The 23,729-nt window shown below is 37.3% G+C and carries 23 protein-coding genes; 21 read left to right on the top strand and 2 right to left on the bottom strand.

Annotated features, from left to right (window positions below):
- Positions 1-72: 72 nt before the first annotated feature.
- The gene (locus ACVWXS_RS07830) at positions 73-1,134 is read right to left on the bottom strand and encodes a saccharopine dehydrogenase family protein (RefSeq protein ID WP_456957397.1); all 1,062 of its coding nucleotides are present in this window, start codon (positions 1,132-1,134) and stop codon (positions 73-75) included.
- A 155-nt stretch (positions 1,135-1,289) separates the two neighbouring features.
- Here ACVWXS_RS07830 and ACVWXS_RS07825 point away from each other — a divergent pair, with 155 nt between their 5' ends.
- The 15 genes from ACVWXS_RS07825 to ACVWXS_RS07755 all read left to right on the top strand — a co-directional run bounded on the left by ACVWXS_RS07825 (position 1,290) and on the right by ACVWXS_RS07755 (position 16,946).
- Positions 1,290-1,613, top strand: coding sequence for an SIS domain-containing protein (locus ACVWXS_RS07825; RefSeq protein ID WP_456957435.1), 324 nt, complete (start codon positions 1,290-1,292; stop codon positions 1,611-1,613).
- 5 nt (positions 1,614-1,618) lie between these two features.
- The gene (locus ACVWXS_RS07820) at positions 1,619-2,734 is read left to right on the top strand and encodes a M20 peptidase aminoacylase family protein (RefSeq protein ID WP_456957395.1); all 1,116 of its coding nucleotides are present in this window, start codon (positions 1,619-1,621) and stop codon (positions 2,732-2,734) included.
- Between the two features lie 544 nt (positions 2,735-3,278).
- Positions 3,279-3,896, top strand: a complete 618-nt coding sequence (locus ACVWXS_RS07815) for a TetR/AcrR family transcriptional regulator (RefSeq protein WP_456957393.1) — start codon at positions 3,279-3,281, stop codon at positions 3,894-3,896.
- An 8-nt stretch (positions 3,897-3,904) separates the two neighbouring features.
- Positions 3,905-4,096, top strand: coding sequence for a hypothetical protein (locus ACVWXS_RS07810; protein WP_456957391.1), 192 nt, complete (start codon positions 3,905-3,907; stop codon positions 4,094-4,096).
- A 94-nt stretch (positions 4,097-4,190) separates the two neighbouring features.
- Complete coding sequence (locus ACVWXS_RS07805; protein WP_456957389.1) at positions 4,191-5,333, top strand: acyl-CoA dehydrogenase; 1,143 nt, start codon at positions 4,191-4,193, stop codon at positions 5,331-5,333.
- A 21-nt stretch (positions 5,334-5,354) separates the two neighbouring features.
- Positions 5,355-6,989: an AMP-binding protein gene (locus ACVWXS_RS07800; protein ID WP_374963990.1), complete on the top strand. Its 1,635-nt coding sequence runs from the start codon at positions 5,355-5,357 to the stop codon at positions 6,987-6,989.
- Between the two features lie 16 nt (positions 6,990-7,005).
- Entirely contained in the window at positions 7,006-8,364 is a 1,359-nt protein-coding gene (locus ACVWXS_RS07795; protein ID WP_374963989.1) for an acetyl-CoA carboxylase biotin carboxylase subunit, read from the top strand.
- A gap of 84 nt (positions 8,365-8,448) precedes the next feature.
- Complete coding sequence (locus ACVWXS_RS07790; protein ID WP_068985196.1) at positions 8,449-8,661, top strand: acetyl-CoA carboxylase biotin carboxyl carrier protein subunit; 213 nt, start codon at positions 8,449-8,451, stop codon at positions 8,659-8,661.
- A 12-nt stretch (positions 8,662-8,673) separates the two neighbouring features.
- Entirely contained in the window at positions 8,674-9,591 is a 918-nt protein-coding gene (locus ACVWXS_RS07785) for a hydroxymethylglutaryl-CoA lyase (RefSeq protein WP_402983012.1), read from the top strand.
- The gene (locus tag ACVWXS_RS07780) at positions 9,588-10,370 is read left to right on the top strand and encodes an enoyl-CoA hydratase (protein ID WP_456957386.1); all 783 of its coding nucleotides are present in this window, start codon (positions 9,588-9,590) and stop codon (positions 10,368-10,370) included. Before ACVWXS_RS07785 ends, ACVWXS_RS07780 begins: the two co-directional genes overlap by 4 nt.
- Positions 10,371-10,514: 144 nt before the next feature.
- On the top strand, positions 10,515-12,053 hold the full coding sequence (locus ACVWXS_RS07775; protein ID WP_456957384.1) for an acyl-CoA carboxylase subunit beta: 1,539 nt from the start codon (positions 10,515-10,517) through the stop codon (positions 12,051-12,053).
- Positions 12,054-12,209: 156 nt separating this feature from the next.
- Positions 12,210-12,782 carry a VanZ family protein gene (locus ACVWXS_RS07770; RefSeq protein ID WP_456957382.1) on the top strand — a complete coding sequence of 191 codons (573 nt, stop codon included), beginning with the start codon at positions 12,210-12,212 and terminating at the stop codon, positions 12,780-12,782.
- A 240-nt stretch (positions 12,783-13,022) separates the two neighbouring features.
- The gene (locus ACVWXS_RS07765) at positions 13,023-14,363 is read left to right on the top strand and encodes a tyrosine-type recombinase/integrase (protein WP_456957380.1); all 1,341 of its coding nucleotides are present in this window, start codon (positions 13,023-13,025) and stop codon (positions 14,361-14,363) included.
- Positions 14,364-14,365: 2 nt separating this feature from the next.
- The gene (locus tag ACVWXS_RS07760) at positions 14,366-16,507 is read left to right on the top strand and encodes a site-specific integrase (protein ID WP_456957378.1); all 2,142 of its coding nucleotides are present in this window, start codon (positions 14,366-14,368) and stop codon (positions 16,505-16,507) included.
- On the top strand, positions 16,473-16,946 hold the full coding sequence (locus tag ACVWXS_RS07755; protein ID WP_456957376.1) for a hypothetical protein: 474 nt from the start codon (positions 16,473-16,475) through the stop codon (positions 16,944-16,946). The genes ACVWXS_RS07760 and ACVWXS_RS07755 overlap by 35 nt, the downstream gene beginning before the upstream one ends.
- Before the next feature lie 181 nt (positions 16,947-17,127).
- Here ACVWXS_RS07755 and ACVWXS_RS07750 read toward each other — a convergent pair whose 3' ends face one another.
- A complete protein-coding gene (locus ACVWXS_RS07750) occupies positions 17,128-17,964 on the bottom strand; it encodes a DUF3888 domain-containing protein (RefSeq protein WP_456957374.1) in 837 nt (278 codons plus the stop codon).
- A gap of 207 nt (positions 17,965-18,171) precedes the next feature.
- Here ACVWXS_RS07750 and ACVWXS_RS07745 point away from each other — a divergent pair, with 207 nt between their 5' ends.
- The 6 genes from ACVWXS_RS07745 to ACVWXS_RS07720 all read left to right on the top strand — a co-directional run bounded on the left by ACVWXS_RS07745 (position 18,172) and on the right by ACVWXS_RS07720 (position 23,717).
- Complete coding sequence (locus ACVWXS_RS07745; protein WP_456957372.1) at positions 18,172-18,522, top strand: cyclic-phosphate processing receiver domain-containing protein; 351 nt, start codon at positions 18,172-18,174, stop codon at positions 18,520-18,522.
- 552 nt (positions 18,523-19,074) lie between these two features.
- On the top strand, positions 19,075-19,848 hold the full coding sequence (locus ACVWXS_RS07740; RefSeq protein WP_456957371.1) for a hypothetical protein: 774 nt from the start codon (positions 19,075-19,077) through the stop codon (positions 19,846-19,848).
- Positions 19,849-19,872: 24 nt separating this feature from the next.
- Positions 19,873-20,367 carry a Cys-tRNA(Pro) deacylase gene (gene ybaK, locus ACVWXS_RS07735; protein WP_456957369.1) on the top strand — a complete coding sequence of 165 codons (495 nt, stop codon included), beginning with the start codon at positions 19,873-19,875 and terminating at the stop codon, positions 20,365-20,367.
- 280 nt (positions 20,368-20,647) lie between these two features.
- Entirely contained in the window at positions 20,648-21,283 is a 636-nt protein-coding gene (locus ACVWXS_RS07730; protein WP_368636073.1) for a YczE/YyaS/YitT family protein, read from the top strand.
- Between the two features lie 99 nt (positions 21,284-21,382).
- Entirely contained in the window at positions 21,383-22,459 is a 1,077-nt protein-coding gene (locus tag ACVWXS_RS07725) for a nucleotide kinase (protein ID WP_456957366.1), read from the top strand.
- Between the two features lie 58 nt (positions 22,460-22,517).
- Positions 22,518-23,717, top strand: a complete 1,200-nt coding sequence (locus tag ACVWXS_RS07720) for a glycine C-acetyltransferase (protein WP_456957364.1) — start codon at positions 22,518-22,520, stop codon at positions 23,715-23,717.
- Positions 23,718-23,729: the final 12 nt, after the last annotated feature.

Here is a 23,729-nt window from a genome sequence, read left to right as displayed (position 1 = left end):
TGTGCAAATCTAATTTTAGATTTGCACATTTTTATTTTAACTATGAATAAAATTTGATTTCACTGTAATCCTTTATTTTTCAATTTCCTCGATAACGATGTCGGGACAATTTATTTCGGACAGCAATTCATCTATATTTGTTATTTCAAAAGGGGAAACTACACCTTTTACATTTTTTTGTTGAGCAATTTTTGCTAAAGAAGCAGTTGCCATGGCTGTTGTATGATAATCAGAAAAGGTGGACAAGGCTAATATTTTTACCTTCTCTTTGTGATCGATTGTTCCTTTTACCTCAACCGTAAGAAAAGCATTTTCATTTTGATGAGGCTTATGTTTTACTACCTTTGATAGAACATCCTTGTACTTATGAACGTTTTCTATGAATCCAACTTGTCTTAAAAAAGATACTAGTTTATTGAAAACATTAACATTCCAAGAAGTCCAATAATTTATAGAGCCAATGCCCAACATGTCTTTTAAGATAGCTTTTTCTGAATGGTCTATACATCTTATCTCTTTTTCTTTAAGGTGATGAAGGAAATACATTTTTCTTTTATTAGTAAATCCAGAGATCACTTTGTTTTCAAACTTTACTGGTTGGGCAATTATATTTAACATATCTAAAATTCCAGAAATCCCAGCTTTAGCATTTGTATTTTGCAATAATCCGACATTAATCTCTGTCACTTCTGAAAAATTTGAAATAGCCTTTTTGACCATTAATCCTGATAATCCAGGGAAAAACCCAGACATTACAACTAAACCTACATCATGGTTTTCTGCATCTTCATTAAGCTCGTTAACTTTCTCTACAAAGTCATAAAATGGTGTGACATCTATACATAATATTTTATTTTCTATACATGCTTTTTGGATATATGGATTTTTCTGCTTCAATACGACAACTACAGTATCAATATTTTTTATTACCTGTTTTACATTTTCTTCATCATTTGCATTTAAATATTGGAATTGAGCATCCGTGTTAAAAGAGTTGGCTAATTTTTCTCCTCTTTCAGTTTTATAGTCCGTCACTATTAACCTTATTTGATGATTATATATTCTTAGTAATTCATGGCAAACTAATTGACCAAGAACGCCAGATGCTCCTACAACCATAATCTTTTTCATCATTCTACAATCACCCGTTTTATTTAATAAATATTGTAATTTGTTTTCTTTTAATTATACACGAAATAGCAAATGTGGTATAACAATCCAATCGTTTTGGATAGAAAGGCTATTGAATAGGATGGTAGCTTAAAAAGTGATGTAGAGCTTTACAAGAAATTGATCAGGATAGTTTGGTAATTATTTTATCGTTCCATCGTTATTCTAATGAACCGATTCAATTTGCCGCTGAAATTCAAGAAAAAAATTGCGAGATTATTGGTATTACTGATTGTGAAATTGCACCAATTACGCGGTATGCGACGATTACCTTTGTGAATGAACAACAAGAAATGTCTACGATTGACGCAATGCCAGCACTCATCTCATTGTTAAATACACTAATTGCGGGTATGATGGCGCAAAATCACGACTATTATGAAAATCAGCGCGTAAAATATGATAATTTCCAAAATAGCTTTTTAGCAAATCGATGGAGTTGAAAAAAATGAACCAAGTTTTACAAAACTTACAGCCAAGATTGGCTAATATATTTACACATTTACATGCGCATCCGGAAATCAGCTGGCAAGAGCATGAAACCACAAAATATATTGCTGATTTATTGCGAGAGGCACAAATGGAGCCTCATTTATTCGATGATATGACAGGACTTTATGTTGATATTGGTAAAGGGACACCAAAAGTTGGCTTTCGTACTGATATAGATGCGCTTTGGCAGGAGGTAGATGGTGTCTTTAAGGCAAATCATTCTTGTGGACATGACGGTCATATGACGATGGCTATTGGGACGGCACTACTTTTAAAGGACATGGAGCCCTTACTTTCTGGAGCGGTGCGTATACTTTTTCAGCCCGCTGAAGAAAAAGGGCAAGGGGCTAGTGCATTTGTCGAGAAGGGGTTAATTGATAGTTTAGAATACTTATTTGGTGTCCATGTGCGTCCGTTAAAAGAATTACAGGATGGAACGTATGCCCCGGCATTGTATCATGGTGCAGCAAAGCTTTTTACTGGGACTATTATTGGGGAAGAGGCGCATGGCGCACGACCTGAACTTGGCATTAATGCGATTGAGGTAGGGGCTGCGATTGTCGAAGGTCTACAAAAAATTTGGACGGACCCGAATGTCTCCGCGTCAGTCAAAATGACGCAATTTAATACAGGAGGTAACTCCGCAAATATTATTCCAGGGAAAGCAACATTTAGTATTGATGCACGGGCGCAAACAAATGAAGTAATGCAAACGATCACAGAAGGCGTTGAACGTGTAAGGGCATCGATAGAAGCAATGTATGGTGCCAAAATTTCCTTAAATGTAGATGCGCATATTGTTGCAGCATTAGTAAATGAAGAGGCATTACAGCATTTGAATTCGGCTATTATTGACGTTGTTGGTGAAAAAGCATGTGCTTTACCAGTTGTCACTCCAGGAGGAGAAGATTTTCATTTTTATACGTATGGACGTCCTAATCTTAAAGCAACAATGCTTGGCTTAGGTTGTGGTGTAACACCGGGATTACATCATCCGAAAATGACGTTTAATCGTGAGCGACTTATTACAGGTGTGAACATTATCACGAGAGCCATTTTACGAGCTTTATAAAGTGAAGGGATTTAGGGTAGAGGAGCACAGACATCTCCTGGGACATAACGAGCTGATAGTAATGAGAAAGAGAAATCGAACATCATCGATTTTTCTTTTTTTTTAATTTTTAGTAATAAAAACAAGGTGGAAATCATACAGTAAATGTGTGTTTGTTCATTTGTTTCGTGAATCATAATTCTGTTTTATGTAAAATAAATTCTCGTAAAATCCGTTTTATTGCTAGACACTAAATTTTGTAAATGCTATATTGATATTGTCATAGTATTTTTATAATTTGGAAAAATAACGATTATTAAACGATTCATCATCAAAATTTGGAGATTACACTTATTCTAATTTATGGAATGTATATAAGTTGTTTGGAGTGGAGGACTCCTCTGGGATTGGCGTCTCAGACGAGAACCTGGAGCACAAGCGGGAAAGCCCCCAGTCAGAACAAAAATCAACCTTACGTTATGATGATGCACCAATAAAGTAGAAGTTTTTTTCTGATTATAAAGAGTGATGGAGTAAAGAGCAATATGAAGGATGATAGATGCCTATGGTAAAGAAAACGTTAAAACAACGCATTGTTGACGCTTCTGTAGTGCTGTTTCAGCAGGATGGCTATCACAATGTAACTGTTGATCGCATTGTTGAATATATTGGTGCATCAAAAGGTGGATTTTATCATAATTTTAAATCGAAAGATGAACTGTTATATGAAATTCATGATGTATTTATTTCTTATGTTATTAAACAGTCACAGGAGGCATATGACAAATTCGATACACCGATTACTCGTTTATGTGCAATGCTACAAACGCTGACACAAGTATTTGATATGTATCAAGCACATATAACGGTTTTTTATGAGGAAAGTCGTTCATTGCCAGAAGAATATAGTGAAATTATTCATAAAAAACGAGATCAATATCGGGATATTTTACAAAAAGTCATAGAGGAAGGCCAACAAACGAAGGATTTCCGTACAGAACTACCTTGTACTATTGTAACGATGGCTATTGTTGGGATGATTAACTGGACATACAAATGGTTTAAACAAACGGGTCCATTGACAATGGAGGAAATTACAGCTGTATTTACGGATATGGTATTGCGTGCGATTGTCACTGAACAAGCAATGAAAGAAGCAGTTGAATTTATGGTTAAGGGGTAGCCAGCACAATGACTGGTTTGATCTTCATTCAGCAAAATGTTCTTGTAACGAAAGTGCAGCGACAGCAACAAAATGTTTTCTGTAGCGAAAGCGCAGCGACAGCAACAAAATGTTTTCTGTGCGAAAGCGCAGCGACAGCAACAAAATGTTTTCTGTGCGAAAGCGAAGCGACAGCAACAATTACGCCAAGGCGAAATTGATTAATCGTTCAAACAAACCGACTAGTCGGTATTTATTGTAACTGTCATCTGAACGAAATCTGCTATGGCAAATTTGAACTTAGGGGGATTAGGGATGAACTTTGAGCTAACGAAAGAGCAAGAGATGATTCGAGACATGGTGCGTGATTTTGCAGAAAAAGAAATTGAACCGTATGCTCGTGAGGTTGACGAGACATCGACAATGAGAATAGAAAGCTTTAAAAAAATGGCGGAACTAGGGTTATTAGGTATTCCATTCCCTGAAGAATACGGCGGTTCAGGTGGGGATACAATTTCCTACGCAATTGCTGTTGAAGAGATTGGTCGTGCATGTGGGGGCACAGGTTTGAGCTATGCAGCAGCAGTTAGCCTAGGTGCTTCACCTATTTATAACTTCGGGACAGAGGAGCAAAAGCAGGAATGGCTTGTTCCGTTAGCGAAGGGTGAAACGTTAGGTTCATTTGGCTTAACAGAGCCCAATGCAGGTTCAGATGCTGGTGGGACACTTACAACAGCCGTAATTGATGGTGATGATTACATCATTAATGGTGAAAAATGCTGGATCACAAATGCTGGCTATGCACGTCAAATTATTGTGACAGCAGTGACAGGTAAACGTGAAGATGGTAAAAAAATTATCTCATCTATCATAGTACCAACCAATACGCCTGGCGTAACGATCAACTGCAATTACGACAAAATGGGCGTACGTGGTTCCAATACATGTGAGATTGTTTTGCAAAACGTGCGTGTACCAAGAGCTAATCTTTTAGGAGATGAAAAACGCGGATTTAGTCAATTTTTAAACACTTTAGATGGAGGACGTATTTCCATTGCTGCATTATCTGTAGGGATTGCACAAGCTGCTTATGAGAAAGCGTTAAAATACGCAAAAGAACGTGAACAATTTGGTGCACCAATATCAAAGCTACAGGCTATACAATTTAAATTAGCCGATATGGCAATGGAAATAGAGCTTGCGCGTACGTTAGTACATAAGGCGGCATGGCTTAAAGATCAAAAGAAACCATTTGGGAAGGAAGCAGCAATGGCAAAATTATTTGCTTCTGAAATGGGCTTCCGTACTTGTAATCAAGCAATTCAAATTCACGGTGGTTCAGGGTATATGAAAGAATACGATGTAGAGCGTCATCTGCGTGACATTAAGTTAATGGAAATCGGTGAGGGAACATCTGAAATTCAGCGTCTCGTTATTTCTCGTCTAATTGGCTGTTAATCATAATTAAGGGGGATTTTCATGGCAGAGCTTGTGTATCAAACTATTGGTCAATTGCTAGATGAACAATCGAAAAAGTATCCACAGCGCGAAGCATTAGTGTATGCAGATAGAGATTTACGTATGACATATGAGGAGCTAAATCGTCAAAGTCGCCTAGTAGCGAGGGGATTAATGGCTCTTGGTATAGAGAAGGGTGAACATATTGCAGTGTGGACGACGAATGTTCCTGAATGGGTACAACTGCAATTTGGGACAGGAAAAATGGGTGCCCCAATCGTTACCGTAAATACTAATTACCGTGCAAGTGAGTTGGAATATTTACTAAAGCAATCCGATGCGACAACGATATTTTTAATTGAAAATTATCGCGACCATTCATTTATGAATACACTGCAAGAGTTATGTCCAGAGCTTAAACATTGTGAACCAGGTAATTTGCAATCAAAGCGACTACCTTTATTGAAAAATGTTATTTTAATTGGCGAGACGAAATATCCCGGAGTGCTTAATTGGTCGGATGTTTTATCTGCTGCTGAGCAAGTAACAGAGGAGCAATTAGATCAGAGACAGCAAGCACTTCATTATGATGATGTTATTAATATTCAATATACTTCGGGAACGACAGGTTTTCCGAAAGGGGTTATGTTAACGCATTACAACTTAGTCAATAATGCGATAAATATTGCAGAATGTATGCGATTAACTTCTGAAGATCGTTTATGCATACCTGTACCATTTTTCCACTGTTTTGGCTGTGTGATTGGAACATTAGCGATTACAACTTGTGGCGGAACGATGGTGCCTGTGCAGGAATTTTCACCTGCTGAAGTGTTGCGGACGGTTGAAAAAGAAAAATGTACCGCATTACATGGCGTGCCAACGATGTTTATCAGTGAACTTAATTTACCGAATTTTTCGTCTTTTGACCTATCGACATTACGTACAGGTGTAATGGCTGGCTCAAACTGCCCTATAGAGGTGATGAAGGCTGTTATCGACAAAATGGGTATGAAGGATATTACGATCTGCTATGGGCAAACGGAAGCTTCACCTGTTATTACACAAACGAGATCAGATGACCCGCTATCTTTAAAAGTGGAAACAGTCGGTCGTGCATTGCCGAATCTAGAAGTGAAAATTGTCATTCCTGGTACAAACGAAGAAGCTGCGCCGAATGAACAAGGGGAGCTATGTACGAGAGGTTACCACGTCATGAAAGGTTACTATAATAACCCAGAAGAAACGCTTCTTGCAATTAATGAAGACAACTGGCTGCATACTGGGGATTTAGCAACGATGGATGAGGCTGGCTATATTCGTGTAACAGGGCGTTTAAAAGATATGATCATCCGTGGCGGTGAAAATTTATATCCTCGTGAAATTGAAGAATTCCTTTATACACATCCGAAAATTTCAGATGTGCAAGTTGCTGGTGTCCCTGATCCTATCTATGGAGAGGAAGCGGCAGCTTGGATTATTTTGCGAGAAGGCGAGCAAGCAACGGAGGAAGAGATTCGCGATTATTGTCGGGATAAAATTTCAAGACATAAAATCCCACGACATATTTTCTTTATCGATAACTATCCGATGACTGCATCAGGGAAAGTTCAGAAATATAGATTACGTGAGAATTTTGTTGCCGTAGTGAAGTAAGAAAGGGGCCAGTGTTATGTTCAAGAAGGTTTTAATTGCAAATCGTGGAGAGATAGCAAGACGTATTATAAGAACATGCAAACGACTAAATGTTCAAACCGTTGCGGTGTATTCCGAGGCAGATGCTGCAAGCTTACATGTTAAGGATGCTGATGAGGCGTTCTGTATTGGGAAACCACCTGTTGCACAAAGCTATTTAAATATTGATCGTATTCTTGAAGTCGCTAAGGAAAGCGGTGCTGACGCTGTTCATCCCGGCTATGGCTTATTATCGGAAAACGCTGAGTTTGCTAAACGTTGTACAGAGGCGGGCTTAGTTTTTATTGGGCCAAGCGCCGCAGTCATTGCTTCAATGGGTAGTAAATTAGAGGCTCGTAAAACAATGAAGGCAGCGGGTGTCCCTATTGTTGAAGGTGTAGAGACACCAGTGAAAGATGTAACAGAAGCTATTGAAATTGCTTCCCGTCTAGGCTATCCGATTATGTTAAAAGCCTCTGCTGGTGGTGGGGGTATCGGCATGCAGCTAGTTGAAAATGCTGAGGAATTAGCAAAAGCATTTGAGGGAAATCAAAAGCGTGCGCAGTCATTCTTCGGTGATGGCACGATGTATATGGAACGATTTATTGCTAATCCCCACCACGTCGAGGTACAAATTATTGCGGACCATGATGGTAATGTCGTACCGCTATTTGAACGGGAGTGCTCGATTCAGCGCAGAAACCAAAAAGTAGTTGAGGAAGCACCATCTCCATTCATTTCTGAAGAAACAAGATCGCGTATGCTAGATGCGTCAGTCAAGGCAGTTCAACATATTGGGTATGTAAATGCTGGAACGATTGAGTATTTAGTAGATGAACATCAAAATTTTTATTTCTTAGAGATGAATACACGCTTACAGGTGGAGCATCCGGTGACTGAGGAAATTACGAAGCTGGATCTAGTAGAAGAACAATTGAAGATAGCAGCAAAACAACCATTAGCATTTACACGTGATAGCATCCAAAAAGATGGGCATGCGATTGAAGTACGCATATATGCTGAAAATCCTTCAACCTTTTTCCCTTCTCCGGGCACAATCACGACGCTTGAATTACCTACGGGTGACGGGATTCGCCATGAATGTGGAGTAGAGGCTGGTTCTACGGTAACGCCTTTTTATGATCCGATGATTAGCAAATTAGTCGTTTGGGGAGAAACACGTGCAATTGCATGTGAAAGGCTTATTGAAGCACTTAAAGCATATAAAGTAGAAGGAATTCAAACTAATATTCCGATGCTTTTAAAAACAGTCACTCATGAACAATTTTTAAAGGGCTATACAACAACTAAATTTGTGGATGAATATTATCTACCTCAATTAGCGGAGACAAAATAAAGACTGGGGCTGGCTGTCCATATAACTTTCGATTTGGAAGAGTATTTCAGACAGCCCTGTTACTAAATATTTGGAGGGATCACAATGGCAACAGTTAAAGCGAGCATGGCAGGAACAGTATGGAAAATCGTTGTAGCAGAGGGCGAGAAAGTGACAGCAGGACAAGATGTGGCAATTTTAGAGTCGATGAAAATGGAGATTCCCATTGCAGCAGAAGAAGATGGCGTGGTAACAAAAATCATGGCGAGCGAAGGGGATTTCATTAACGTTGATGATGATATTTTAGAAATCGAATAAGGAGGCTTCTTGATGCAGCTACCAAAGCATGTAACGTTAAAGGAAGTAGGTCCTCGTGACGGTTTGCAAAATGAAAAGACGCATATGGCAACTGCCGATAAAGTACAGCTAGTGAATTTACTTAGTCAAACTGGCTTGAATTATATCGAGGTAACGTCCTTTGTGCATCCGAAGTGGATTCCACAGCTGGCAGATGCAGTGGAGGTACTACAAGCCATTAAACGCCAAAAAGATATAACGTATGCAGCACTAGTACCGAATATGCGTGGCTTAGAACGTGCATTACAGGCAGATGTAGATGAAGTGAGCGTTTTTATGTCGGCGAGTGAAAGCCATAATAAAAACAATATTAATAAAACGATTAATGAAACATTTCCGATAGTAGAGGAAGTAGTTGTAGGGGCAAAGGCAGCGCATAAAAAAGTGCGAGGTTATATTTCAACAGTGATTGGATGCCCATATGAAGGCTACATACAACCAGAAAAGGTTTTGCGAGTAACAGAAAAATTATTAGAAATGGGCATCGATGAAATTTCACTTGGTGACACGATTGGTGTTGCCGTACCAACACAGGTGGAAAGTCTTTTAGCAGAATTACTAAAAAGATATCCTGTAGAAAATTTTGCGATGCATTTTCATGATACACGTGGCACGGCATTAGCAAATATCGTGAAATCTTTAGAAATGGGGATTACCAAGTTTGATAGTGCACTTGGTGGGCTTGGGGGCTGTCCGTACGCCAAGGGAGCATCAGGCAATGTAGCCACAGAAGATTTATTGTATTTATTAGATGAAATGGGTATTAAAACAGGTGTAGAACTCAATAAAGTGCTAGAGGCGACGCATTTTATTGAACAGAAACTAGGTAAGGCAGTTACATCTAAACAAATGGCGATTGCCCGTAATGAAAGGAGTGCGAGTCAATTATGACGCAACTCGTTCGTTTTGAATTATTAGATAGTAGTATTGGGCTTATTACACTTTCAAGACCTGACGCTGCAAATGCAATGTCTGTACAATTACTCCAAGAACTTAGTGCGACAATCGACAAAATTAATGGCGATCCGGCAGTGCGAATTGTCTTGCTAACAGGAGCAGGGGAAAAAGCTTTTTGTGCAGGTGCAGATTTAAAAGAACGGAAAGGAATGTCAGACCGACAAGTTAAGCAAATTGTGCAATTAATCGGTGCAACAGTGGCAAAAGTAGAGGCACTCGCTCAGCCAGTTATTGCCGTATTAAATGGCGTTGCTTTTGGGGGTGGACTCGAACTAGCGTTAGCCTGTGATTTACGTATTGCAGCTACACATGTAAAGATAGGCCTTACGGAAACATCTCTCGGGATTATTCCTGGAGCAGGGGGAACACAGCGACTTCCTCGGCTCATTGGTATTGGAAAAGCAAAGGAACTAATTTATACGGCTCGTCGATTAAATGCACAGGAAGCAAAAGGCTACGGTATTGTAGAGTACGTTTTTGAAGGACATGAAGTATTTGAAAAGGCTCAACAGCTAGCACTTGAAATGGCAAAAAATGCACCACTATCTTTAGTACAGGCGAAAATTGCTATTAATCAAGGGATCGAGGTAGATTTAGCTACTGGTTTAAAAATCGAATCTCTCGCATATAGTTCTCTGATCCCTACGGAAGATCGTTTAGAGGGTTTACTTGCCTTCCAGGAAAAGAGAGCACCGCAATATTTAGGGAAATAAATATGGGAGTAGAAAATTAGCAACTAAATCAAGGTAAAGAATATCCAAGCGTATTGATAATTCTTGTACGAAAGCAAAGTACAACGAAGTGCCAATGTAATTATGCAAAAGCGTAACCGATTGGGCAAAAAGGAGGAATTAACTATGAGCAATGTATCGACAGAAAATACGACTAAAACAATGAAGGACCAAATTTTAGCAGGTGGTTTGCCAAAATATCACGATAAAAACGCACAACAAGGGAAGCTATTTGTGCGTGAACGACTCGAATTATTATTAGATGATGGACTTCAATCAGAGGATGGTCTGTATGCAAACTGCTTAGCTGGCGATTTACCGGCAGATGGCGTAGTAACAGGAATCGGTAAAATCCATGGTCGTACTGTTTGTGTTTTAGCAAACGATTCGACGATTAAAGCTGGCTCTTGGGGTAAACGTACAGTAGAAAAAATGATTCGTATTCAAGAAACAGCAGAAAAGCTAAATTGCCCGTTATTGTATCTAGTCGATTCAGCAGGTGCACGTATTACAGATCAATTAGAAATGTTCCCTGGTCGAAGAGGAGCAGGGCGTATTTTCTATAATCAGGTAAAGCTTTCAGGTAAAATCCCTCAAATATGCTTATTGTTTGGACCATCAGCTGCAGGTGGTGCATATATCCCTGCATTCTGCGATATCGTAGTAATGGTAGAGGGTAACGCATCCATGTATTTAGGATCTCCACGTATGGCGGAAATGGTGATTGGAGAGAAGGTAGATTTGGAAACAATGGGCGGAGCGAAAATGCATTGTTCCGTTTCTGGTTGCGGAGATGTGCTCGCGAAGACGGAGCAGGAAGCTATTACTTATGCTCGTAAATATTTAGGTTATTTCCCGAGTAACTATTCAGAGCGAAGTAAGGTTGAGGCACCAAAGCCACCAGCTTCATTTGATAAGTCCATTGAAGAACTAATACCTAAAAATCAAAACGTTCCATTTGATATGTATAAGTTAATTGACCGTATTATTGATGAAGATTCGTTTTGTGAAGTGAAAAAATTATTTGCTCCAGAATTAATTACAGGGCTTGGACGTATTAACGGGCAATCTGTTGGAATTATCGCCAACCAACCTCGTGTAAAGGGAGGCGTCTTGTTCCACGATTCAGCCGATAAAGCGGCAAAGTTTATTTCACTTTGTGATGCGTTTAATATACCGCTTCTTTTCCTTGCAGATGTACCAGGGTTTATGATCGGTACGCAAGTTGAAAAAGCTGGGATTATACGCCATGGTGCGAAAATGATTTTTGCGATGAGCGAGGCGACTGTTCCTAAATTAACGGTTATTGTTCGTAAAGCATATGGTGCAGGGCTGTATGCAATGGCAGGTCCTGCTTTTGAGCCAGACTGCTGTATTGCGCTATCCAACGCACAAATTGCCGTAATGGGCCCTGAAGCTGCAGTCAATGCAGTTTACGCAAATAAAATTGCTGAACTTCCAAAAGAAGAGCAGGCAAGCTTTATTGCAGAGAAACGCAAGGAATATCAAGAGGAAATCGATGTCTATCGTCTAGCTTCAGAGCTTATCATTGATGATGTTATTGAGCCAAATGATTTAAGAAAAGCACTTGAATCACGTTTAGAGCTTTATATGTCGAAGTACTTATTATTCTCAGAACGCAAGCATGGAGTAAATCCAGTATAAAGCCATTTATAAAAAAGCTGTCTCGGTGAGGCAGCTTTTTACTGTATAGAGAATGCAAATGGACGTGTTGGAATATAAATATATTGTTAGCTATTGCATGAGGAGGTAGTGCATATTAAAATATGAGGAGGATAAAGGGAAGTAGGTGGTATAGGCATGCAAAAAAATAACATATCAAATGTGCAAGGTGATGCCAAGCTACCATTACCTTATCGTGCATTGATAGATACATATTATCTACCATTAAAGATAGCAGGTTGGATATTTTTTAGTATCTATTCAACTATAGCTTTTTATAAATTGGTCATTGATCGTCTAGTGAATGTTTTCATTATATTAGTCAAGGGCGAATATACTTTTGTAGAATTAGGGCTTTTTGATTATAGTGATTGGCGATTAACAACAAATTTTGTTCCCTTTGAAACAATTCTTCGTTATATAAATTACTCCCAGTATTTTAATCTGGACATCATTATTATCAATTTACTCGGCAATTTATTAATATTTACTCCGATGGGCTTTTTACTACCATTATTATCGAAAAGGTTCCGTAAAGCTTGGTCAATTATATGTGTAGGGTTTTTCTCCAGCCTAGCGGTAGAAACTGTACAATTTATTTTTAGAGTTGGGTCAGCAGATATTGATGATTTGATTTTAAATACGCTTGGAGCATGGCTTGGCTATTTAGCCTATAAAAGTATCCTTATTAAACCTAAAAATAATAGATAGAAACAGTCCTTGCTCTGTAAGATTAAGTACAAGTAATTGTACATGAAGTCTTATTTAATAGTGTTTCACTTATAATGTTACACATTTAATGAAAATGCACATTACTAAATGTAAATTTTAGTGGTGTGCTTTTTATTTTGGCTATCTTTCTCATTTAGATTTGTTAAAAGGTTAAACACTTTACAATGACTAAGAAGGATATTAACATAGGAACATTCGTTCTTTTCAAGGAGGCTAATAATGTATTGGTTTGAGTATTGTCCAAAGCATATCGAAAGTAAGTATGAGCTACTTGTATTTAAAGAAAATCAACCCTTTCTACCTTTAACAGATTACTACCATGACTGTTTAGGAAGAATAGACAAAAGTTCTGCTATATCCTATTTGAATTGTCTACTTCCATTTTTTAAATGGTTAGAGAAAGAAAGTAACTATCAAGGAAACAACGTGCAATGGAATGATTCAGAAGAAAAAATACGTGTGGTGGTTGAAGATTACTTGATGCATGAAATGAAGTGTAAGATTCGTGATAAAGACACGTTTCGCTTTATAAATTTAACGAGTAAAAGCCCTAATACGATAAGTCGTTTTTTGTCAGCATTAAAATCTTTTTATAAGGCGATGATTCGTTTAAAACAGTATCCGTATAGGAATCCATTCATAGATAGTCAGACTATCCTACATAGCTACAAAGAAGAGATAAAGGGTGTTCGAGAAGATAAGCCAAGAATGCCTTCAATTGCAGGTACAGAAGAAACTATTCCTCATCGAAGATTAACAGATTCCTATTTTAAAATTATTAATGAAGAATGGAAACCTCAGATTATTGATGATATAGATTTACCCTATCAAATATATCAAGCTGGTAAAAAAGCAAGTTGGTCTCTTCGTGAAATGGTGATAGCTCGTATGTTATTTGAAACAGGGGCAAGGGCGTCAGAAATTATTGAGTTAACAATTGGGGATTACCGCAAACGTAAAAATCATCAAGAATTTATCACCTTCAATAAAGGAAGTCATGGTAGAAAAATCAAGTTTATACGTGTTAGCAAAGATACGGTGAAAAGATTGTTTCACTACATAGATACTGAAAGAAAATCCTTTGACGAAAATCATTTAAATTTCGAACAATTACCTGATGATGCCCCTATCTTTTTATCAGCAAACAGAACACCTCTTACTTATCACGCTTGGTACTACCACTGGAATCGGGCAATGAAGAGTAATGAACTAAGTTTAAATCCTCATAAAGCTAGACACTGGTTTGTTACTTCTCGATTACGAGAGATTTATAACGTTGCACAAAATGAAACAGAAATTCAGCAACGAAAAAACGAGCTGATTAAATATATGAAGTGGAAAAATCCAGAGACGATGAATGTGTATGAGCATCATTTTGATGAAACGAAACATCGAGAAGCTCATGAGAATATGTTGGAGCAAATGCAGCAAAACGAAAAGGGCTATATGAAGCAACTGCAATCTTCGAAGAAATCAAAACTAAAATTAGAAGTTATTGAACCATCTATTACCGAAAACTTTGATGAAGATTTAAAAGAATTGTTAGAAGGGTTGGAATAAATTTGAATGAAACAACGCAGGTAAGACCTAAAACAGAATGGTACGATAAAATGCTTGGACAAATGGATACGCGATTAATGTGTTTACAAAATAATAGTGGTGAATTTTTAATTGATCAATTGGATGAACGGGTGCTTAAATATTTGTATAACAACTGCTTAACTTTCGATTGGAAAAATCAACTCTTGCTTATTGCATTAATTGGAATAGCTAAGAATTATGACATACGAACTATACTTATTAGAGTGAAAACCCTCCACCCAAGATTCAAAGACATTTTTAGGGAATGTAACATTACTTCATTTTCAGATTTCGAACCAAATGTCCATTTAGATAAATATTTGAAAGGTGATATTTGTATCAATTCTTCGCACAATATGAAAATGGATTTACTAAGAAAATATAATTCCTCGGAATACTCTACTAAAAAGTGGATTAATAATAACCTTCCTTCAGGTGAACAGCAATATTATAACAAGTTTTTATTACCACCCTGTTCATATGATAGTAAAGAGTTTTCCTTTACTAAATTAGCCATAGAACAAGCTCAAAACACTCGTAAGGATGAAACAGATGCTATTGTGCCACATCTTTCAACAATACGTGCAGAAGCCAATCTACGATGGAATCAAATGAAGAGATTGAGAGATGCATTTCATCAACAATTAAAAGTTATAGAGGCTGATTCACTATCATTACCGATTGAATTTTCTTATGAAGAACCAAAACGTATTGGAGAAGTATTTTATTTTCGCTTATGGGATAAACCTTCCTTTGTACTGAACCATCAAAAGGATTTTTCAGATTTTATTATAAAGCAGGCGACACAAAAAAAATCGACTTATTCTGATGAAAATAATGCCTATTTCCTTGAGTTTATTCGTGCTGAATCAATAGAGAGTGATTCAGTACCAGAAGGTCTTTGGTTTAATGAATTAATTGAGCAGAATGTTTTAGGGAATTGGTCAAGAAACAGACCCATTGAAGAACATGAGAAGATTTTAAATTTTTTATCTTTATGGGGATACGAGAATGAAACTGGGCAAAAACCACTACCGTTTTTCTCAAAGCATAAAGGCATACTAACACCTTCAACATTTATCACTTTACACATGAACAAAGCAGAAGGCTTATTAATAGATGTAGAACCATTTTATGTGGCTTGTACATTTGGTCTATTAGCCATCGACATTTTAACAACAACAGGTGCAAGAATGAACGAATTACTACAAATTAATAATACAAAAGAATGTATTGAGGTAAAGAAAATGAACAACAAGCTACATTATTCCTATAAAGCTATTCCAAAAGGAAGAGATTCATTAGAAGAGTTTTATTTAAGTAAACAAACGATGGAACATATTCAAACGGTATTGAGGATGTTAAAAGCACATTATAGCGATGACAAAATTCCAAGTGTCCCATACAGAGATGAAAGAAAGCACTTATTCACTATACCTCTGCCTTTTTATTTTCAATATGCAGGTAAAGCATTAAACCAATTTGCTTTACATAGTTCCATTCGATTTTTACTTCAAGGCTTATTATTTGAGAGGCAGAACGGAAAAGCTGTAACTGTAAAAACACACCTATTACGTCATGCCTTTGCGACAGAAGCTGTTCAACGTCAAAAAATGCCGATTGATATTGTCGCAAAAATGCTACATCAGAAGGATCTAAATGTAACAGGGTATTATTCAGCTCCCACACCTACACAAATTGCAGAATCAGTAAGTGAGCTACATGATGTCATTTCAAGTTATGTAGACATTGATGATGTATATTTAAGAAGTCCACAAGAGTTACAAAAAGAATTCGATGTCCACGCAGAAAAAGTTGGTGTATTCAATAAAGTATTGGGTGGTACTTGTGTCACAGATTATGTTTGTCCCACTAAAATGCAGTGTTTAGGCTGCAAAGCAAAAATACCCGAACCAGACCAAGAGGATGAATTATTAGAAGTCATTCAATTATCAAAAGATATGGAAAGACGATTTAAACAATTGGGATTAGAGGTCGAAGTTCGAAAAGCGAAAGAGATGGCAAAGCAAGCGAAGATTGAATTGAAAGAGATTGATTTAATTAAGCAATATAGAGAGGAACGTAGCTATGAACCAATCACCAAAAGGAATCCATTTAGATAAACATCACTGGCTTGATAAAGTACATCAGCAACGTAAGAAGCGTTCTGTCTCTATCGGTAAACAAACTATTGATTTTCTTGTAGCTCAAGGAATTCCAGTAACCTATCACAACATTAGCGAGCATTCCAAATCTTTTGACGACAACGGAAAAGGCATCCATGTGAATACGATTAAGCGTAATGAGGAACTACATGCATATTATAAACAGCATAGCAGAACGTACAAAGTGAAGAATACTCGTAAAAAGCCTGTGCTGCCCTCTAAATTTGATGAGGTAACATTAAGAGGGATTTCCCCCGAACGTGATATAAACAATGCTAAAAATAAGTATATGCAGCTTACAAAAGAAGAGTTGGTGAATAGGCTGATATCGGTTGAACAATACGTTGCGGAAAATCAGAAGCGATGGGTTGCTAATTATTTTGAGCAGTTTAAATAGATAATTATGGAAGTATCAATGTATTCTTGTTAGATTGTTTATAACAAGTCTTAAATTGAATAAGGTTTAGGACATGATATCTTTCAATTACGCTGAAAAATTCAGTTTGAAAGCACACTTCAAATACTACAAACTGAAACCATACACACTCATTTTATATTATTAAAAAAGCCTTACTGAATTAGTCAGAAGGCTTAATTTTATTCCATACATACCATGGTATTTCATAATCCATTTTCTTACCTTGTTTACTATTTTTATCTGTTACTATCCATTTACCATCTTTCTTTTGTACTTTATAAATTACATTTGTCCCATCAGACTTTTTAAAGAGCATATAACCTGTGTTGTCTTTTATAAAGGTTACAGGGTCAATAACATTTTTGTTGGGTATCTTTCTTTCAGGAAACAATATGTTGGTTACTACTTCTTCTGCAATATTAAAAAGAGATTTAAAATCATTATTTATTTCTGCTTGGTATTGCAATTGATTGTATGTGTAAGAAGAGTAAGACCCTAAATCCAAATTAAAAGACTGTTTTATATCTGAAAGTGTTGCTTTATAAAATTCATTTATTTCCTTTTCTAATTTATCGCCCTCATGTTGAAAGTTAATGGTTTTAACCCCAAAAGGACTTATATTAAAAGTCATTGTTTCCTTACCATAAGGAGGGTCATGTGCGTGTTCAAATGTTGTGACTTGGACTTTTGCATTAAAATCAAAACTGCCCTCATGCACCCTTGTAATACTCAGAATTTTAGCATCCTCAAATTGTTTGGGATAGCCATAATAATTATCAATTTCTTTAGATATGGAGGGGAATAGTGTTGTAATCAAAGTATCATAAATAAGCTTATAATCAGGCTGTTCACTTTGGGCATCAAGATTTCCTGAACTTAATGTTAACAAAGCATTTTTGTATAAGTTCTCATTCGGGGGTTTTTCCGCAACCACTTGATGGTTATTAATATAGATACTAATAAGAACAAAAGAGAATAATAACAGTATTTTCTTCATCGAACACTCCTTTGATAGAGATTTAATTAATGAGTATTTTCCCCTGAAATCTTTAAATTATTCTTTGGAATGTAAACACTAAACTGCCCTGTTAGTTGAACAAGGTACAAAAAATAATGGCTATTCATAACAAGTAGTGGAAACTAATTTTTAAAAATTATATTTCACTACGCATTTGAACATATTGTGGAGAAAGGAATTAATATTATGATTAATGTATATGTGGATGATTTAAGAGATTGTCCTATTGGTTTTGTCGTGGCAAGAACGTTTCAAGAAGCAATTCACTTACTTGAAAATCACGAAGTAGATATACTTTCTCTTGACCATGATTTAGGAGAAGATCTAAAAGGTAATCTATTGCCAACAGGTTATGACTTAGTAAAATATATTTGTGAAAAAGGGTTACGGGCAAACAAAATATATATCCATACGGACAATCCTGTTGGTAGAGAGAATATGTATCAAACACTGCATGGAGCGAAAAGAAGAGGTTTCATTGATTCAGATATTGAAATTTACCACTATTCTATTACTGAAAATAAATATACCGAATGAAGTAATACTAAACAATTCGAATTGTTTAGTAAGAAAAAGAAAATTAATGGGCAATCTACCACTTATTACGAATGCCCAAAATAATTAAAATCACAAATAAAAGCTGAACTAATTGAAAAAATAGTTCAGCTTAAAAATAACTCATTATAATGTTGCACATTTCATAAAGAATACTGATGTAATAAGTGTATTACTTTAACTCTTGACTTTTAATAAAATGTCCAAGGGCTGTTTTTTTGTGTGCTACAGTAACACTATTTAGGTTGTTGAAATTAAACATTGATCAAATGCCAGACTCAATTTATGGTGATGAGCCACATTTAAGTAATTAATGGATAAAAACAGGTTATTATTAAGGTCTTTATACTTGCTTGTTTGAAAGTTAATTATTTCTTTAGGAGGTTAGTAGCAATTTGCTCTTGAATTTAATTGGGAAAATTCCGATAATGAGTATACATAAACTGTTTAGATTATCTATGTATAGTAAATAGAGGATATAATCATATTTTTTATTTATCTTGCATATTAAATTAGAAAGCCGAGGTGAATTATATGAAACTATCAAGTTTAATAGAACAAGAAAGAATTTCATTACCCTATAATCGTAAAAAGATGTTACAGAGAAAAGAAGCAAGTGATGCATATCGAAAAAACGCACTGTATTTTCAGCCAAAGAAAAATCCGTTATTGCTTGAGCTAGAAAATTTACTACTAGGGCACGCAGATCAAGATCTCTACGAACAACAAAAAGAGGAAGCAAAAGAAGTTACCCCTCAACAGCAAGCAATCATTCAAGATTTGCAGCAAACGAAAAAGGATGTGCTTGCTCATGAACAAGCACATAAGGCTGTAAATAGTGATGCCCTTGAATCATCTTCTAATTCACAGCTAGAACATGTAGATGAAGAAGGAGCTACAGTAGTTGAAACGAATGCTAGTGACACGTTACTAATTCTAGAGCAAGTGCGTAATGCAGCGTTAGCACCAGCACAGCCATCACCACAGGCTATACAAGTAGCGGTAAATGCAAATGCTCACATACAGCGTATGCAGGCACAGTTACATGGTCATGAGGTAGATGAAAGTGAACTAGATCATCATGAGCCTGCTTTTGCGGGGGAAGTAATGGACGTCAAGGTACCAGAACGTTTTTCGAAGGAATTGAAATTAGATCCATTTACAGATACAATTTTCGATAAGAGTGATGGGGAGGCATTTAAGGCGCGAATTTTTAAAAATGCTACTGAAAAATATGCCGCTCATATTCAAATGGCGAAAAATGGGTATCATCCAGGAACTGATTCGATGTTCTCTATGATAGCCTAGTGTTAGAGATGGGAGATTGTTAACATGGCGAAGGCAAAGCATGCAAAGACAAATGCTATCAGATTGTTGGAGCAGCAAAAAATACAATTTGAAGTAATTGAATACGAGACTAGCGACGGTCAGGTTGATGGAATTTCAGTTGCGGAAAAAATTGGACATCCGGTTTCTCGCGTTTTTAAAACACTAGTAGCAAAGGCAAGTGCACAAAAGCTTTTTGTCTTTGTTATTCCTGTGGCTGAAGAGCTTGATTTAAAAGCATCGGCCAAAGTCGTTGGTGAGAAGAAAATCGAAATGCTTGCTGTTAAAGAATTACTTGGCTATACAGGCTATGTACGAGGCGGATGCTCTCCAGTCGGGATGAAGAAGCTTTACCCGACAGTTATTGATGCATCGGCTCAAGAACAAGGAAGTATTATTGTTAGTGCAGGAAAAGTCGGCATGCAAGTCCATCTACAATTAGATGATTTAGTCGCTGTGACGAAAGCAAAGCTTGCACCAATTTCAACTACCCAGGAATGATTTGTGGTAGTTTTTTTATTTGGATTTAATAGGGACAATCCGCTCGGCTAAGGTGGGAACTACTCAGCTAAGGGCGGAACTGCTCAGGTATGCTGACAATCCGATCGGCTAAAGGGGAACTGCTCTGCTATCTATAATTCGCCCAGAGAAGGTATAACCCATTCACTGGTAAACACATTTTCGTGGATGTTTTTAGTGGGGGCGCTGAGACACATATCTCGATTTTTATAGAAAATATGGTAAAGTTAGAGCAATAGTATACATAAGTGAGGGATATGCCGTGCGGAAGATTATGGGGTGGCGTTGGACGTTTTTTATTGGAGGCTTAATGGTTATGTCACTCGGCATTACTATGTCCATTAAAGGGAAAATCGTAGGAACAAGTCCTTGGGATGTGTTGCATGTAGGTTTATTTCAGAACTTTGGTTTATCAATCGGTACTTGGTCTATTTTAACTGGGCTTTTCATTGTAGTATCTACCTCAATTGTTTTGCGAGAATGGCCAAAGGTAGGGACATGGCTTAATATGCTACTGATCGGGTCATTTATAGATGTCTTTAATTGGTTAATACCGTCCACAAATAGTTATGGCTTACAGGTAGCGTATTTTGTAGTAGGTTTATTTGTTTTAAGCTTTGGCTGTGGTATGTATATTGCACCGAATATGGGAGCAGGACCACGGGATACATTAATGATGATTCTTGTTGAAAAGTTTGGCGGGACGATTAAAACAGCGCGAATGGGTATTGAGGTGCTTGTCACTATTTTTGGCTGGTTACTTGGTGGTCCTGTTGGCCTCGGTACGGTAATCATTGCTTTAACATCAGGCTATATTGTGCAATATTCTTTACCTTATTGTCGGAAGGTATTAATGAAGTGTATTGGCAATGTCGAGGAAATGAAGCCGTTCTATTAAATAGGAAGCTACTTTTATCTGTGAAAGATAGAAGTAGCTTTTCATTTTTTTAAAAGCTACTTCATATAATGCAAGGCATAAGGTAAAGGGGGAGCGATATTGAACGGAAATGTGACCTATTATTTTGGACACGCACTGACTGGGCAAGGAATTAAACATTTATATAAAGAAATGATGGATGAGGCGGAATTAGTTTATATTTTGCAGGGGGCGCCGACGTTTAAAGGATCAGAGCTTCTGAAAGAGCTTGGTTATTTTTATGTCAAGCAGGGCTTCGCAGTAGAATGGTTTAAACATGCTTTACTAGAGAATATTGTTGAGGCGGTGTATGTTCAAGGGTGTAACCGACTATTTGTATGGTCATCGGAATGGGGTATTGAACCAATTTTTCTTGGAACGAAGCATCGCGTGATGTCATTTTATGATTGTTTAGAAGAAATCCAGCTTGAAAAGATTGGCGAACAACTTGCTGATGCAATGAACGAACGAGAATTATGGCATGAGAAGTGTATTTCGATGCTTAATAAAGCTATAAAGATTCATGATGATTGGGAGATCGTTACACAGAGCTGTATGAACTGGCAGGCATTAAATGACCAAGTTGAAATGTTAAAGACTGATGTTTTTCAATCAATCGAATTAAATAAAACAGGAATGCGCACACATCGCTTACTTGGAACATTAACACCAAGGGGTGCAGAAAATACAGTGGAAAGCATAACAAAAAATTTAGCTCGAAGATTAATGATTAAAGGTAAGCCAGGGACAGGTAAATCTTCTTTAATGAAGGGAATAGCAGATGAAGCAAATGAGAGAGGGCTAGATGCACAAATTGTTTGGTGTGGCTTAGATGCTGGATCTGTTGACATGGTCATTATCCCGGAATTAAATTTGTGTATCTTTGATAGTACAGAGCCACATGTCTTTGACCCACAGGACGGAAGATTAGGGGATGAAATCTTTGATATCGGGAAACATTGCGCACTTTCACAGGAAGCGGAAGCTAAAATCGAAGATATTCAGGCAAAGTATAAAGAAGCCATTCAGGATGCAATGGGTTATTCGAAGCGTTATGCGGAAGCAGAGTATACCGTTCGTCGATTATTAGATAATTGTGTATCGTCATCTCTTTGGAAAGAAAGAACTGCCCCACTATTCGAAAGATTAACAAAGTAATTTTTCTAATAGCGTGCTTGTGCTACACTAGGAGCTAGAACAGTTTTCCTAGGAAAGGATGATACGCTTGTCAAAAGTATTGAATGCATTTTTAGATGAAAACCTACAAGCCTTACACAATCAAGGCTTATACAATGAAATTGACCCAGTAGAAGGAGCGAACGGACCGATCATTCAGGTACGTGGCAAAAATCTAATCAATCTATCTTCAAATAATTACCTGGGCTTAGCAACGAATGAAGAATTAAAGCGTATTGCCAAAGAAACAATTGAGACATACGGTGTGGGAGCGGGAGCAGTTCGCACGATTAACGGTACACTCGATTTACACGTGAAATTGGAGGAAAAGCTTGCTGAATTTAAAGGAACAGAAGCGGCGATCTCTTACCAATCAGGTTTTAACTGTAATATGGCAGCTATTTCAGCTGTTATGGATAAAAATGATGCGATTCTTTCAGACCAATTAAACCATGCATCTATTATTGATGGCTGTCGTTTATCACGTGCGAAAATTATCCCCTATAATCACTCGGATATGGACGATTTACGTGCAAAGGCAAAGGAAGCAAAAGAATCGGGCTTATACAATAAAGTCATGGTCATTACGGATGGCGTATTCTCAATGGATGGTGATATTGCAAAATTACCAGAAATCGTTGAGATTGCGAAAGAGTTTGATTTAATTACGTATGTCGATGATGCACATGGCTCAGGTGTAACTGGTAAAGGGAAGGGTACAGTGAAGCATTTCGGTTTAGAAAAAGAAATCGACTTCCAAATTGGTACACTGTCTAAAGCAATTGGCGTTGTGGGTGGATATGTAGCTGGTAAGAAGAATTTAATTGACTGGTTGCGAGTGCGTTCACGTCCATTTTTATTCTCAACAGCATTACCACCAGGCGATGTTGCAGCGATTACAGCGGCAGTGCAAATGCTGCTTGACTCGACAGAGCTACATGATAAGCTTTGGGAAAATGGCAACTATTTAAAAGCGGGTCTTGCTAAGTTAGGCTTTAATATTGGTGAATCTGAAACGCCGATTACACCATGTATTATTGGCGATGAAAAGCTTACGCAGGAATTTTCACATCGCTTATTTGAAGAGGGTGTCTATGCGAAATCAATCGTTTTCCCAACGGTCCCAAAAGGCACAGGTCGTGTTCGTAATATGCCTACAGCGGCGCATACAAAAGAAATGCTGGATGATGCGCTAGCCATCTATGAAAAGGTTGGCCGTGAGCTTGGCGTAATTCAATAATAAAAGGGCTGC

The sequence above is a fragment of the Lysinibacillus sp. TE18511 genome (genome assembly GCF_054062295.1).
Note: the sequence above shows the minus strand (reverse complement) of the source record. Positions and strands in the feature narration are given on the sequence as shown.